This window comes from Manganibacter manganicus, from assembly GCF_002075885.1.
GTDB classification, from domain to species: domain Bacteria; phylum Pseudomonadota; class Alphaproteobacteria; order Rhizobiales; family Rhizobiaceae; genus Mesorhizobium; species Mesorhizobium manganicum.
Window position 1 is genome coordinate 103,664 of record NZ_MDET01000045.1, and the last position, 13,795, is coordinate 117,458.

The window sequence follows — 13,795 nt, forward strand, 5'->3', positions numbered from 1 at the left end:
ATCCAAGCTTATCCGCATCCCGTCTCGGCCGCAACTGGCCCGCGAAATCGGACTGGAAGGAATCAAGGCCGGTGAGGCCGCGCTCTCGACAAGCAGCGCCCAGGACAGTACGCATCACAACAGATCGAGCTATCGGAAAGACTGCCATGAGCAACAAGACCCTGATCGCGCCATCCGTCCTTTCCGCGGATTTTTCCAGACTGGGCGATGAGGTGGAGGCGGTGGTGACCGCCGGCGCTGACTGGATCCATCTCGACGTGATGGACGGCCATTTCGTGCCCAACATTACCTTCGGGCCGCCGATCATCAAGACAATCCGCAGCCGCACCAAGGCGTTTTTCGACTGTCATCTGATGATTTCGCCAGCCGATCCCTATCTCGCCGCCTTCGCCGAGGCCGGCTGCGACGGCATGACTGTTCATGCCGAGGCCGGCCCGCATCTGGATCGCTCGTTGCAGACCATACGCAATCTCGGCAAGAAGGCCGGCGTGGCGATCAATCCCGGAACGCCGGAAAGCGCCATCGAATATGTGCTCGACCGGGTCGATCTCATCCTGGTCATGACCGTCAATCCCGGCTTCGGCGGGCAGGCGTTCATTCCGGCGATGGTGGATAAGGTGCGGCGCGTCAAGGCGATGATCGGCAACCGGCCGATCAATATCCAGATCGACGGTGGCGCGTCACCCGAAACAGCACCGCTTGTAACGGCAGCCGGCGCCAACGTGCTGGTGGCGGGCGCGGCAGTATTCAAGGGCGGCAGCGCAGAAGCCTATCGCGCCAACATCGAGGCAATCCGCGCGGCCGGCGATGCGGCGAATAAGGATTAAGCTGCACCGAAAACCGGCCGGCCGGCGATCCACACGCCTTCCACATCGAGACCGTCGGAAAGTGCCACAATGTCGGCGGCGGTTCCCTTGGCAAGATGGCCGAGCCGGTGTGCCTGGCCGACCGTCTCGGCCGGATAGAGCGACGCCATACGCAACGCCTCGCCGAGATCAAGGCCGAGCACGCCATGAACGAATCGGACGGCCGAGATCATGTCGAGATCGGCGCCCGCAAGCGTGCCGTCGGCCAATCTCAGACTGCCGTCGCGCCGGTAGATGGTGCGGCCGTTCAGCGTAAACGAGGTCATGTCGGTGCCGATGGTCGCCATGGCGTCAGTGACCAACACAATGCGCCCCGGCCCCTTTTTGGCGCGCAGAGCGACACCCATCGCAGCGGGATCGACATGGATTCCGTCGGCAATGAGCCCGGCATGGAGCATGCTGCTATCCAGCACCGCCCCGACAAGGCCAGGCTCACGATGGCCGAGCGGGCTCATGGCGTTGAACAGATGCGTCGCCATGGAAGCACCGGCAGCGCCATAGGCAAGCGCCGTGGCGTAGGTCGCGTCGGTATGGCCGAGACTGACGACGATGCCGGCCTGAGCCAGTACCGAGACGCGCGCCGCCTCGGCCGATTCGGGTGCAATGGTGGTGAGCAGCACAGGCAATTGGCCGCGCAAGGCAACCAGCGCCGCCTGGTCGGCATCCGTCATTGGCCGGATCAGCTTCGGATCATGCGCACCCTTGCGCGCGAGCGAAAGATGCGGCCCTTCCAGATGCAGACCGAGGAAGCCCGGCACCGCTTCGCGCGCGGCGGCAATGCCGGCGGCGTGCGCGGCCGCCGTGACCTGCGGCGTATCGGTAATCAGCGTCGGCAAAAGCGCCGTGGTGCCGAAGCGCGCATGCGCGGCACAGATGGTGCGGATCGAGCCGACATCGGGATGGTCGTTCAGCATCACCCCGCCGCCGCCATTGACCTGAAGGTCGATGAAACCGGGGGCCAAAATGCCTTCCGTTTGCACGACCGGCACATCGGACGGAACACCAGCGGCGGGAACAAGCGCCTCGATATGGCCATTGGCGACGATGAGCGCTGTGTGCTCATGCCATAGATCACCGTCGAAGATGCGGGTGGCGCCGAGGGCGAAACGATCGCTCATAGGGTTTCCGTGACCTTGCGCAGATTGCGCGGCGCGTCCGGGTTCAGCCCGCGACAGCGAGCAAAGGCCTCAACGAATGCATAGAAGGAAACAACCAGCACCAGCGCATCGGTCAGCGGATGGCCGGTGGCGACATGCGGCAGCGTCGCGGCATGGCGAACCTCATCGGTGGTGGCAAAGACCGGCGCGTCTTTTTGCGCCAGGGAATCGGCCGACTGGATAACTGAGCGTAACGCGGCGTCACGTGCGGCCAGCACCAGGATCGGGAAATCGGGACCGACCAGCGCCAGCGGGCCGTGCATCACCTCCGCCGCGCTATAGGCTTCGGCGTGCAGGCCGCATGTTTCCTTGAATTTCAGCGCCGCCTCACTGGCAATGGCCAAGGCCGGGCCACGGCCGAGGATAAACAATGATTTGTGCCCCTCCAGCGCCCCGGCCAGCGACGCCCAGTCGCAATCGATGGCGGCGCGCAAATGATCGGGCAGCCGGCCGAGCGCCTCAAGCAGCCCGGCATCGTCGGTGCAATGCGCCATCAGTGCCAGCCCGGCGACCGCGGAATTGACGAAGCTCTTGGTTGCGGCAACTGCGCGCTCAGGTCCGGCTAGAATGTCGATGGCAAAGTCACAAGCCTGCGCGAGCGGCGAGGCGGCCGTATTGGTAAGCGCAATGGTCAGCGAGCCGCGAGCCCGCGCCATTTCAGCCATAGAGACGATGTCCGGGCTTTTGCCCGATTGCGAGATGGCGAGACAGGCCGAGCCGTTGAGCCTGAGCTTTGCGCCATAGATCGAGGCAACCGAGGGGCCGACCGATGCGACGGCAAGGCCAGCCGTCAGTTCAACGGCATATTTCATGAAGGTGGCGGCGTGATCCGAGGAGCCACGCGCCACGGTGACGAGGAAATGCGGGTCGCGGTCGCGGATGCCGCGTCCAGCCTCGGTCAGCACCGCGCCGGAATGCTCCAGCAGGCGGGCAACGGCTTGGGGCGTCTCCTCGATTTCGCGCCGCATGAAAGTCTTTTCGCTCAAACCCCGGTCTCCAAATCTTCGTCCGGTCCCGTCAGGCGCAGTTCCGCGACGAAATCATAGGCGTCGCCGCGATAGACGGACCGCGTGAACTCCACGACCCTGCCCCCGGCAAGGTAGGAAATACGTTCGATATGCAGGCCGGCAACCCCAGCCGGCACGTCGAGCAGTTTCGCATCAGCCGTACCGAGATTGGTGGCCGAGATGCGCTGCACCGCTCGCACCGGGCGCTTGCCCGCCGCCTCGAGCACCGCATAAAGCGACGTGGTGACGGCAAGAGGATCAGGCAGCACGCTGGCCGACAACGTGGCACGCTCGATCGCCAGCGGCCTGTCATCGGCAATGCGCAGGCGGGCAATGCGCGCCACCAGTTCCTTGGCGGACAGACCAAGCACCATCATCTCGTCCGGCGATGGCGCAAAGACGCCACGCTCCAGCAAGGTGGAGCGCGCGCTCATGCCACGCCGCGCCATGTCCTCAGTGAAGGAAGTCAGCCGCGACAGCGACTGCTCGACGCGCTCAATGCGAGGCGCAACGAAGGTGCCAGACCCATGGCGCTGGACAAGGATGCCGCCCTTGACCAGTTCCTGCACCGCCTTGCGCACGGTCACGCGCGAGATATCGGCCTTGATAGCAATGTCGCGTTCCGACGGCAGGGCATCGCCGGGCGCAATCCGACCCCGATTGATCGCGTCCTCGATGCTGCGGCGCAAGCGCACATAAAGCGGCGCGGCACTCTGCCCGGATTCCCGCAAGCCGGCAAAGATCAGGTCGGCGCCGCCGCTCATCGCGCTTGCTCCGCGATTTGCGTAAACAGGCGCATGGCCATGCGTACCGCACCGCCGAGCGCATCGTCCAGCGCCGGGCGCAACATGGCTCGGTGACGCTCGGAAAGGCGCGGTGCATAGAGCGGTGCCAGGCCGCCAAGCAGGCACAGCGGGTCTTGTGAAACCAGATTGAGCGCAGCAAGTGCGGCTTCGACATCGGCAACCGCCTTGTCGATGATCCACAGCGCCACCGCGTCCCCATCGGCGGCATATTCAAACACTTTCGGAGCGAAGCCACCGAAATCGCCGGGCACGGCGCGCGTGGTGAATTCCACCACGTCCTGCGGGTTGTAGCGGAATACCGCCAGCATTGCCTGGGTAAGCGGGGAGCCTTCGCGCACACCGTCATGGGCCAGCAGGGTTTGTTCCAGCAGGTCACGACCGATGCGCGCGCCGCTGCCTTGGTCGCCGACCTGAAAGCCCCAGCCGCCGATGGCGCGGGCCTTGCCGTTCTTGCGCGCCATATAGGCGGTACCGGTGCCCAGCACCGCAATCGCTCCATCACCGGGACCGACCGCGCCTTCAAGCGCGATACCAGCGTCGCTCTCGACGCGGCTCGCGGCGAAAGGCAGGATCGCTTCGAGCTGTTGTGCATAGGTGCCGACATTGGCCCCTGCGAGGCCGAGTATGGCGGGCGTCACCGCCATCAGGGCCGGATCATGACCGGCTTCGACGAAGGCAAGCCGGGCTGCCTCAACGATATTGTTGCGGGCGCCGGTCAGGTCGGTGCGGATATTGGCTGCGCCGCTCACGCTGCGCGCCAACACGACGCCATCCGCAGTTGCAAGGGCTGCCCTGCAACTGGTGCCGCCGCCATCGATGCCGAGCACGAAATTCAAGGGAAATCCTCCTCGACGCCAATGATACCAATAAAATACCATTAGCCAAGAGTTTAATTTGCACGAGGCGTGGTCAGCGCGGTTTCGATTGAAATTTACTGGTATTCCAAGAGCTTCGGTGGAAAATTCAATCAAACGTTAATGCGTGTGGACAAGTGGTATTTTTTTGGTATTGTTTCATAAGTGGAGGATCTCAGATGCAGGAATGCGCACCGACATGCCGATCCTTTCATGCATTGAAGGGAGCGGGAGGTGCAGGCCTCCCATCTCGTCAAAACCGAGCCTGACAAAGCTCAACAGGGAGACTGAGCATGACCACCAAACTTCTCACGGCATTGCTTCTGGGCGCCAGTGTTCTGGGTTACGCCGGCGCGGCCTATGCCGACGACGTGACGCTGACCATCGAGAGCTGGCGAAATGACGATACGCAGATCTGGCAGGAACAGATCATTCCGGCTTTCGAAAAGGCCAATCCGGGCATCAAGGTAACGTTTGCAGCAGCCGCGCCCACTGAATACAACGCCGCCCTCAATGCCAAGCTGGCGGCTGGCTCGGCCGGCGACCTCATCACCTGCCGGCCTTTCGACGCCTCGCTCGACCTTTATGACAAAGGCTATCTCTCACCCCTCAACGATCTGAAAGGCATGGCCAATTTCTCCGAGGTCGCCAAGGTCGCGTGGCAGACGGACGACGGCAAGACGACCTTCTGCGTGCCGATGGCATCGGTCATCCACGGCTTTATCTATAACACCGAAGCTTTCGACCAACTCGGCATCAAACCGCCGAAGACGCATGACGAATTCATGGCGGCGCTGAAGAAGATCAAGGATGACGGCACATTTATTCCGCTGGCCATGGGTACCAAGGACCAGTGGGAAGCCGCCACCATGGGCTGGGAGAATATCGGCCCTAACTACTGGCATGGCGAGGAAGGCCGCAAAGCGCTGATCGCTGGCACGGCCAAGTTGAGCGATCCGGAATTCGTCGAGCCGTTCAAGATTCTTGCCGGTTGGGCACCCTATATGGGCGACGGATTCCAAGCTCAGTCATACCCTGATAGCCAGAACCTGTTCACGCTTGGCCGCGCCGCCATCTATCCGTCCGGTTCGTGGGAAATCTCGGTGTTCAACAAACAGGCTCAGTTCAAGATGGGCGCCTTCCCGCCGCCGCTGCCCAACGAGGGCGACAAGTGTTACCTTTCCGACCAGCCGGACCACGCAATCGGCATGAACGCCAAGACCAAGCATCCCGAGGAGGCCAAGAAGTTCCTGGAATGGGTCGCTTCCCAGCAGTTCGCCGAGCTTTACGGCAACGCACTGCCCGGCTTCTTCCCGCTGACCAATGAAAAAGTCGAGCTCAAGGACCCGCTGGCCAAGGAATTTTTGAGCTGGCGCCAAAACTGCGAGCCAACGCTACGCGCGACCTATCAGATCCTGTCGCGCGGAACGCCGAACCTCGAAAACGAGGTCTGGGTGGAATCGGCCAATGTCATCAACGGGATCGACACGCCTGAAGCAGCCGGCAAGAAACTGCAGGACGGCCTGGATAGCTGGTACAAGCCGGCGAAATAGGACGCGGCCTGCCTGCTCCCTTTGAAGAATTGTGAAAGAATGAACGGGGCGGGGTCGGTGCCTCTCGACATTGACCTCCGCCCCGTTCGCAACAACACTGTATCGGGTCGTATTCTCTCTCCTTGAAGGAGGTGGACAGGGCAGCGCCAAGCCGCCGGGATACGGCAAGACCTGATCGGCCGGGAACCAAGATCATGGCTACAGAAGCGACAATGAAAAAGCCGCCCCGCCGGTGGCATATCGGCGTCTTCCTTCTGCCTGCCTTCCTGATCTATACGGCGATCATGATCCTGCCGCTGGCCGGCACGCTGCAGTTCTCGTTGTTCCGCAACATCGACCAGCACCAGACTTTTGTCGGGCTGGAAAATTTCCGCACGCTGTTCGGCGACCCGCGATGGGCCGACGGTTTCTGGAACGCGCTCTACAACAATGTCATCTTCTTCATCATCAACATGCTGGTGCAGAACCCGGTCGGCATCCTTTTAGCGGCGCTGCTGTCGAGCTCGAAGCTCCGCTTCTCGGCGTTCTACCGCACGGCGATCTTCGTGCCGACGATACTGTCCTTCGTCATTGTCGGGTTCGCGTGGAAACTCATTCTTTCACCCCTATGGGGCGTGGCGCCGGACCTGCTCAACATGATTGGCCTGAAAAGCCTGTTCTCCCCATGGCTCGGCATGGAAAAATCCGCGCTGGTTACGATCAGCCTGATTTCGGTCTGGCAGTTTATCGGCATCCCGATGATGTTGATCTATGCGGCGCTGCTGACCATTCCCGACGAGGTGATCGAGGCGGCCGAATGTGACGGCATTACCGGCATGTCGCAATTCTGGAAGATCAAACTGCCGCTGATCCTGCCTTCAATCGGCATCATCTCGATCCTCACCTTCGTCGGCAATTTCAACGCCTTCGACCTGATCTACACCGCGCAAGGCGCGCTCGCCGGGCCGAATTATTCGACCGACATACTGGGCACCTTCCTCTACCGCGCCTTCTTCGGCTTCCAGTTGCAGATCGGCGATCCGAACATGGGGGCGGCGATTGCCACCATGATGTTCCTCATCATCCTCGTCGGCGTCGGCATCTATCTGTTCTTCGTCCAGACGCGGCTGCGCCGCTACCAGTTCTGAGGGTCGAGATGACGGCACTGCATCAACATTGCGAAGACGCCCCATGAGCCGTGCGACCTCCTCCCTGCCGCGCACGGTGGCGGCACATGCCGTTCTCATCGCCTATACGGTGATTGCGCTGTTCCCGGTGCTGGTGATCGTCATCAACTCGTTCAAGTCGCGCGGCGCCATCTTCCGCACGCCACTGGCCTTGCCGGGACCGCAGACCTTCGACCTGATCGGCTATGCGACCGTGCTGTCGCAGGGCAATTTCCCGCTCTATTTCTGGAACAGCCTGGTGGTGACGGTCGTCTCGCTGTTCCTGGTGCTTTTGTTCGGCGCGATGGCGGCCTTCGCGCTGTCGGAGTATCGCTTCCGAGGCAACACACTAATGGGCCTTTATCTAGCGCTCGGCATCATGATCCCGATCCGGCTCGGCACCGTCGCCATCCTGCAACTCATGGTCGCCAGCGGCCTGGTCAACACGCTGACGGCGCTGATCCTGGTCTATACCGCGCAGGGCCTGCCGCTCGCCATCTTCATCCTGTCGGAATTCATGAAACTGGTCTCGGCTGACCTGAAAGACGCCGGGCGCATCGATGGGCTATCGGAATATACGATCTTCTTCAGGCTGGTGCTGCCACTTGTAAGGCCATCCATGGCGACCGTCGCCGTCTTCACCATGATCCCGATCTGGAACGATCTGTGGTTCCCGCTGATCCTGGCGCCGGCAGAAAATACCAAGACGGTCACGCTCGGCGCACAGTTGTTCCTCGGCCAGTTCGTGACCAACTGGAATGCCGTGCTGGCCGCGCTTTCACTGGCGATCCTGCCGGTGCTGATCCTCTATCTCATCTTCTCGCGACAACTTATCCGCGGCATCACCTCAGGAGCCGTCAAGTGACCGGCAACCAAGGCCAGATGCGCACAACACCGCGCCATGCCGCCACCGATCCCGCGAATGGATCATGGTCGCGTCATCAAACTATGGGAAACATGCCGTGGGCTCACTGAAAATCGAAAACGTCAAGAAGTCGTTCGGCCCGGTCGATGTGCTGAAAGGCATTGACCTTGACGTTTCCGACGGCGAATTCGTCGTCTTCGTCGGCCCGTCCGGATGTGGGAAATCGACGCTGCTGCGCGTCATCGCCGGGCTTGAGGATGCCAGTTCCGGGCGCGTGCTGATCGATGGCGACGACGTCAGCACAACACCGCCCGCCAAACGCGGCATCGCCATGGTGTTCCAGACCTACGCGCTCTACCCGCATTTGACGGTGAAGAACAATATGGGACTCGGCCTCAAGCAGGCGGCAACGCCGGCAGCCGAGATCGACAGGCGTATTTCAGCCGCCTCGGCCATGCTATCGCTAGAGCCCTATCTGGCGCGCCGGCCGGCCGAACTCTCCGGCGGCCAGCGCCAGCGCGTCGCCATAGGTCGCGCGGTGGTGCGTGAGCCGAAGCTTTTCCTGTTCGACGAACCACTGTCCAATCTCGACGCGGCACTGCGCGTCAACACCCGCATCGAGATCGCGCAACTGCACCGCCGCCTCAAGGCGACGATGGTTTATGTCACCCACGACCAAGTCGAAGCGATGACGCTGGCCGACAAGATCGTCGTTCTGAACGCCGGACGCATCGAGCAGATCGGCGCGCCGATGGAGCTTTACAACTCGCCAGCCAACGAATTCGTCGCCGGTTTCATCGGTTCGCCGAAGATGAACTTCATCGACGGCGCGCGGCTGGGCGAAAGCGTCAAGACCATCGGCATTCGTCCGGAGCATCTTACGGTCGACACAAAAAAAGGCGCATGGAAGGGTACCGTCGTCCATGTCGAGCATCTGGGCGCCGACACCAATCTCTATCTCGACTGCGAGCAAGCCGGCCTGATCACCGTGCGGCTGTTCGGCGCCTTTGAAGCTGCACCCGATGCCATGCTTTATGTTACGCCGACACCCGGCAAGACCTACCGCTTCGGCGAAGATGGCAAGGCGCTGACGTGAACCGTGTCGCGGCTTAAAGTTTCGAGCCGCGCCGCATGTTGCGGCGGATCATGGCGAGATCGGCGCCGCCAATGGCGAAGGCCAACACAAAATAGATGACAGCCCCCGCGCCGCAGAGCAGGGCGAGCGCCGCACCCTTTGTCAGCAACCTTGCCGAAGACGACAATTCGGGCGCAAACCATTGCGCGCCGAAATAAAGCGCGGCCGCCATCACCGCCGTTGCCAGGAAAAGGCGCGGGATGCGCTTCATCAGTGCCGCATCGCGCTGCCAATGGCCACGCTTCACCAAACCGGCGAGCAGCATGGCCGCGTTGATCCAGCCGGCTAGCGCCGAAGCCACCGCAATACCCGGCGCCCCCATCGACGGAAACAGTATCAGCGCGGTGGCGAGATTCACCGCCACCGAAATCGCGGCGAAGATCATCGGCGTCTTCGTATCCTCACGCGCGAAATAGCCGGGCGTAAACGCCTTGATGAGAACGAAGGCCGGCAGGCCGATGCCGAAAATGGCGAGGATCGACGCCACCACTGGCGTCGAATTGTTGGCAGCGAAGGCGCCGCGCTCATAAAGCAGGCGCACGATCGGCTCCGAAATCACCAGCAGGGCCGCAGCCGCCGGCAGAGTGAGAAACAAAGTGAATTCCACGGAGCGGTTTTGAAGATTGTCGGCCTCGACGCGGTTTCCGGCCTTCAGCGCCCGCGCCAGTTCCGGCAACAGCACGATCGCCACGGCAATGCCGACCACGCCGAGCGGAAGCTGATAGACCCGGTCGGCGAGCGCTAGCGAGGAAACGGCGCTTGCTTGCGTCGAGGCGATGGCGGTACCAACCACCTGATTGATCTGGGTAATGCCGCCGGTGACGGCCGCCGGCAGCGCCAGCAGCAGCAAGCGCCGCACATTGGGTGTTATGCGCGGCCTTCGAAAGCCGATGCGCACGCCGGCATGGCGCACGGCGACCCAAAGGATGGCAAGTTGCACGACACCGGCCGCCAGCACGCCCCATGCCATGGCATGCCCTACCTCTAGCCCCTTGGCGCCGTTGCGCCAGGCATTATAGAGTACACCGATAAGAATCACATTGAGGAACACCGGCGCGATGGCCGCGGCGAAATAGCGGCGGAGCGAATTCAGCATGCCGGCCATCATGGCTCCCAGCGACATGCACACCAGATAGGGAAACATGATCGTCGCCAGCCGCACGGTCAGATCATATTTCTGGGGGTCGTTGGCGAATCCCGGCGCGATGATGGTGCTGACCAGGAGCGGCATGGCCAATTCCATGATGAGGGTCAGCCCCAGAAGCACGGTGAACAAGACGCCAAACACTTCTTCGGAAAAGCGCCGCGCGCCATCCAGCCCGCCGGCCTCGATTTCCTTGGCGAACAGCGGCACGAAAGCGGTATTGAAAGCGCCTTCGGCAAACAGGCGACGGAAGGTGTTGGGAAACTGGAAAGCAGCATAAAAAGCATCGGCGATCGGCCCGGTGCCAAGTGCCGCCGCCATCAACATCTCGCGAGTAAATCCGAGGATGCGGCTTGCCAGCGTGCCCGAGGCAACCGTGGCGAATTTCTTGATAAGGCTCATGGAGCGACGTTTTCCGCTGTCTTCGTTTTGGTGGTCCGCTCGGCTGCCGCGCCTTCCAGCGTGGCGAGCAGGCGTTTGCGGATAGCCGAGATGCGCGTCGGATTCTCGATCTTCTGGCCAGTCAGATCGGTGACGTAGAACGTATCGATGATCTTCTCGCCAAATGTGGTGATGTGCGCCGAGGCGATGTCGAGTGAAAGATCGGACAGCACGCCGGTAATTTCAGATAACAGGCCGGTCCGATCCAACCCTTCGACCTCGATGACCGAAAAGCGATTGGACAGCGTGTTGCGGATCTCGGCAACAGGCTGGATGCGGAAGGCCCGCGTGCCGCGCTTCGGCCGGGCGCGCTTCTCGATCATCTCCGGCAGCGAACTCTTGCCCGAAAGAACGCTTTCGATCAGCGTGCCAATCCGCTCGGCGCGGCGGCGCTCATCCTCGTCGCGGTCGAACTCCCGGCTAATCAGGATCGTGTCGAGCGCGCGGCCGTCCGCGGTGGTGAAGATTTGCGCATCGACGATATTGGCGCTGGCTGCGGCGCAGGCACCGGCAATGATCGACAACAGGCGCGGATGATCCGGCGCAAGCACGGTGATCTCGGTGACGGCCTCGAATTCATGCGGGCGGACCATGGTGGCAAGCGCGCGGTCGGCCTTGTCGGTGTCGCGAATGAAGCCGGCATGACGAAGCTGGTCGGGGAGTTCGACGGTCAGCAGATAATTCTCGTAATGCAGTGCAACCAGCCGTTCGCGCTCGTCACCCGGCCAACCGGCAAGCGCATCGCCAAGCTGATTGCGCGCCTCGATCGCGCGCTGGCCACGCGACATCTCCGAAAAGCCGCCGGTCAGCAGAAGCTCCGTCTCGAAATAAAGATTGCGGAGGAGCTGGCCCTTCCAGCCGTTCCATACGCCCGGCCCGACGCCGCGTATGTCGCAGACAGTGAGAATAAGCAGCAGTTTCAGCCGCTCGACCGACTGCACGACATCGGCGAAATCCTCGATGGTCTTGCGGTCGTTGAGGTCGCGCGTCTGCGCCGTCATCGACATCACCAGATGGTTCTCGATGAGCCAGGCGATCAGCCGTGTATCGGCAGCGGAAAAACCCATATGCGGGCAGACGCGCCGGGCGATGCGCGCGCCGGCCACGGAATGATCCTCCGGGCGTCCCTTGGCAATGTCATGCAGGAGCACGGCGACATAGAGCGCGTCGCGATGTTTCCTCAGGCTTGGCATCAGCGAATGCGACAGCGGATGCACCTTTGCATCGTCGCCGCGCTCCAGTTCCGCCAATATGCCGACGCAGCGGATGAGATGCTCGTCCACCGTATAGTGATGGTACATGTTGAACTGCATCATGGCGACGATCTTGCCGAAATCGGTAATCAGCCTGCCGAGCAGCCCGGCCTCGTTCATGCGCCTGAGATTATGCTCGGCGAATCGGTCGGAGGTTAAGATGTCGAGAAACAGCCGGTTGGCCTCGGCATTGCGTCTGAGCGTCTTGTCCACCAGCCGCAGCGAGCGGGTCAGCAGCTTCAGCGCGTCGGGATGGAACTCCAACCCGTGCCGGTCGGCAAACCAGAACAGGCGAAGAAGATTGACCGGGTCACGCTCAAAAACCTGACCATCGGCAACGTTGATCCGATGATTGTCGATAACGAAATCCGATGTTCCGGCCAGCTTGCGGCGGCGGCGCTGGAAGGTGAGGAAAATGCGGTTGAAGCCCGGAACGTGCTTGGCCTGCTCTTCTTCCAGTGCGGCGCAGAAGATGCGCGTCAGATTGCCGACATCCTTGGCGACGAGGAAATAGTGTTTCATGAAGCGTTCGACCGCCGAAAGGCCGGGATGGCTGGTGTAGCCCAGCCGGTCGGCGATATCGCGCTGAATGTCGAAATGCAGCCGCTCCTCGGCCTTGCCGGTGAGGAAATGCAAATGACAGCGCACCGCCCATAAAAAGTCTTCGGCCTTGCGAAACTGACGATACTCGCCGGCCGTGAACACGCCCTTGCCGACCAGTTCCTCGGCAGTGGGAACCCGATAGAAATATTTGCCGATCCAGAACAGCGTGTGCAGATCGCGCAACCCCCCCTTGCCGTCCTTGACGTTGGGCTCGACCAGATAGCGACTCTCGCCGCCCTTGGCGTGGCGGGCATCGCGTTCGGCCAGCTTCGCCTGGACATATTCGGGCCCGGTCTCGCTCACCACTTCCTGATCGAAGCGCGCGACCAGTTCGTCATAAAGCACTTCATCGCCCCAGACATAGCGCGCTTCCAGCACCGCCGTGCGGATGGTGATGTCGTCGCGGGCAAGACGCAGGCATTCGCCGATGTTTCGGGTGGCGTGGCCGACCTTCAGCTTCATGTCCCACAACATATAGAGCATGTACTCGACGATCTGCTCGCCCCAGGGCGTCTGCTTGTAGGGCAACAGGAACAGGAGATCGATGTCGGACCCCGGCGCCAGTGTGCCACGGCCATAGCCGCCGACCGCCACCACCGCCATGCGCTCGGCGGCGGACGGGTTGCGCGCCGGATAAACATGAGCGACGGCGAAATCGTAGAGCGCACGAATGATCTCGTCCATGACGTGGGAGAGGCGCGCGGCACAGGCGCTGCCGCTGCCATCCTGTCCAAGCAGGGCTTGCGCCGCCTTCATGCCGGCAGCGCGATAATCCTTGAGGATATTCAGCACGCCGGCCCTGACGCCGGAAGACCCCGCCGCGTCCTTCACGCCGGGCAAGGCGGCAAGCGCGGCGCGCAAGGCCGCGCCGTCGATTATCTCATCCAGCTTGAGTGCGATCCTTGCCATTCCTGCCTTTCGCCCGTTCCAGTCTTAGAACCCGGCGCGCCGGCGGCGTCTATAGCC

11 protein-coding genes are annotated in these 13,795 nt (G+C 62.0%); 5 read left to right on the forward strand and 6 right to left on the reverse strand.

Annotated elements, in window-relative coordinates:
• Window positions 1-146 precede the first annotated feature (146 nt).
• Complete coding sequence (gene rpe / locus BFN67_RS19685; RefSeq protein ID WP_080921189.1) at window positions 147-827, forward strand: ribulose-phosphate 3-epimerase; 681 nt, start codon at window positions 147-149, stop codon at window positions 825-827.
• Here rpe and nagA read toward each other — a convergent pair.
• From nagA to BFN67_RS19705, 4 genes are read right to left on the reverse strand one after another with little or no spacing between them, the layout of a single operon-like run.
• Window positions 824-1,984 carry an N-acetylglucosamine-6-phosphate deacetylase gene (gene nagA / locus BFN67_RS19690; protein WP_080921190.1) on the reverse strand — a complete coding sequence of 387 codons (1,161 nt, stop codon included), beginning with the start codon at window positions 1,982-1,984 and terminating at the stop codon, window positions 824-826. The genes rpe and nagA overlap by 4 nt on opposite strands.
• Entirely contained in the window at window positions 1,981-2,991 is a 1,011-nt protein-coding gene (locus tag BFN67_RS19695; RefSeq protein ID WP_080921274.1) for an SIS domain-containing protein, read from the reverse strand. Before BFN67_RS19695 ends, nagA begins: the two co-directional genes overlap by 4 nt.
• A 14-nt stretch (window positions 2,992-3,005) precedes the next feature.
• Window positions 3,006-3,794 (reverse strand): GntR family transcriptional regulator, encoded by a 789-nt coding sequence (locus BFN67_RS19700; protein WP_080921191.1) that lies wholly within the window; start codon window positions 3,792-3,794, stop codon window positions 3,006-3,008.
• Window positions 3,791-4,672: a glucosamine kinase nucleotide-binding domain-containing protein gene (locus tag BFN67_RS19705; protein WP_080921192.1), complete on the reverse strand. Its 882-nt coding sequence runs from the start codon at window positions 4,670-4,672 to the stop codon at window positions 3,791-3,793. The genes BFN67_RS19700 and BFN67_RS19705 overlap by 4 nt, the downstream gene beginning before the upstream one ends.
• 311 nt (window positions 4,673-4,983) lie before the next feature.
• On the opposite strand from BFN67_RS19705, the gene BFN67_RS19710 reads away from it, so the two are divergent.
• The 4 genes from BFN67_RS19710 to BFN67_RS19725 all read left to right on the forward strand — a co-directional run bounded on the left by BFN67_RS19710 (window position 4,984) and on the right by BFN67_RS19725 (window position 9,349).
• Window positions 4,984-6,243, forward strand: a complete 1,260-nt coding sequence (locus BFN67_RS19710) for an ABC transporter substrate-binding protein (protein WP_080921193.1) — start codon at window positions 4,984-4,986, stop codon at window positions 6,241-6,243.
• Between the two features lie 194 nt (window positions 6,244-6,437).
• Complete coding sequence (locus tag BFN67_RS19715; RefSeq protein WP_080921194.1) at window positions 6,438-7,370, forward strand: carbohydrate ABC transporter permease; 933 nt, start codon at window positions 6,438-6,440, stop codon at window positions 7,368-7,370.
• 43 nt (window positions 7,371-7,413) lie between these two features.
• Window positions 7,414-8,253, forward strand: a complete 840-nt coding sequence (locus BFN67_RS19720) for a carbohydrate ABC transporter permease (RefSeq protein WP_080921195.1) — start codon at window positions 7,414-7,416, stop codon at window positions 8,251-8,253.
• Window positions 8,254-8,350: 97 nt separating this feature from the next.
• Complete coding sequence (locus tag BFN67_RS19725; RefSeq protein WP_080921275.1) at window positions 8,351-9,349, forward strand: ABC transporter ATP-binding protein; 999 nt, start codon at window positions 8,351-8,353, stop codon at window positions 9,347-9,349.
• Between the two features lie 13 nt (window positions 9,350-9,362).
• Here BFN67_RS19725 and murJ read toward each other — a convergent pair whose 3' ends face one another.
• The gene (gene murJ / locus BFN67_RS19730; protein WP_080921196.1) at window positions 9,363-10,934 is read right to left on the reverse strand and encodes a murein biosynthesis integral membrane protein MurJ; all 1,572 of its coding nucleotides are present in this window, start codon (window positions 10,932-10,934) and stop codon (window positions 9,363-9,365) included.
• On the reverse strand, window positions 10,931-13,738 hold the full coding sequence (locus BFN67_RS19735) for a [protein-PII] uridylyltransferase (protein ID WP_080921197.1): 2,808 nt from the start codon (window positions 13,736-13,738) through the stop codon (window positions 10,931-10,933). The genes murJ and BFN67_RS19735 overlap by 4 nt, the downstream gene beginning before the upstream one ends.
• Window positions 13,739-13,795 lie beyond the last annotated feature (57 nt).

Coding starts and splice junctions, on each gene's coding strand:
- rpe (WP_080921189.1), top strand. CDS start 147: ATGAGCAACAAGACCCTGATCGCGCCATCCGTCCTTTCCGCGGATTTT.
- nagA (WP_080921190.1), bottom strand. CDS start 1,984: ATGAGCGATCGTTTCGCCCTCGGCGCCACCCGCATCTTCGACGGTGAT.
- BFN67_RS19695 (WP_080921274.1), bottom strand. CDS start 2,991: ATGCGGCGCGAAATCGAGGAGACGCCCCAAGCCGTTGCCCGCCTGCTG.
- BFN67_RS19700 (WP_080921191.1), bottom strand. CDS start 3,794: ATGAGCGGCGGCGCCGACCTGATCTTTGCCGGCTTGCGGGAATCCGGG.
- BFN67_RS19710 (WP_080921193.1), top strand. CDS start 4,984: ATGACCACCAAACTTCTCACGGCATTGCTTCTGGGCGCCAGTGTTCTG.
- BFN67_RS19715 (WP_080921194.1), top strand. CDS start 6,438: ATGGCTACAGAAGCGACAATGAAAAAGCCGCCCCGCCGGTGGCATATC.
- BFN67_RS19720 (WP_080921195.1), top strand. CDS start 7,414: ATGAGCCGTGCGACCTCCTCCCTGCCGCGCACGGTGGCGGCACATGCC.
- murJ (WP_080921196.1), bottom strand. CDS start 10,934: ATGAGCCTTATCAAGAAATTCGCCACGGTTGCCTCGGGCACGCTGGCA.
- BFN67_RS19735 (WP_080921197.1), bottom strand. CDS start 13,738: ATGGCAAGGATCGCACTCAAGCTGGATGAGATAATCGACGGCGCGGCC.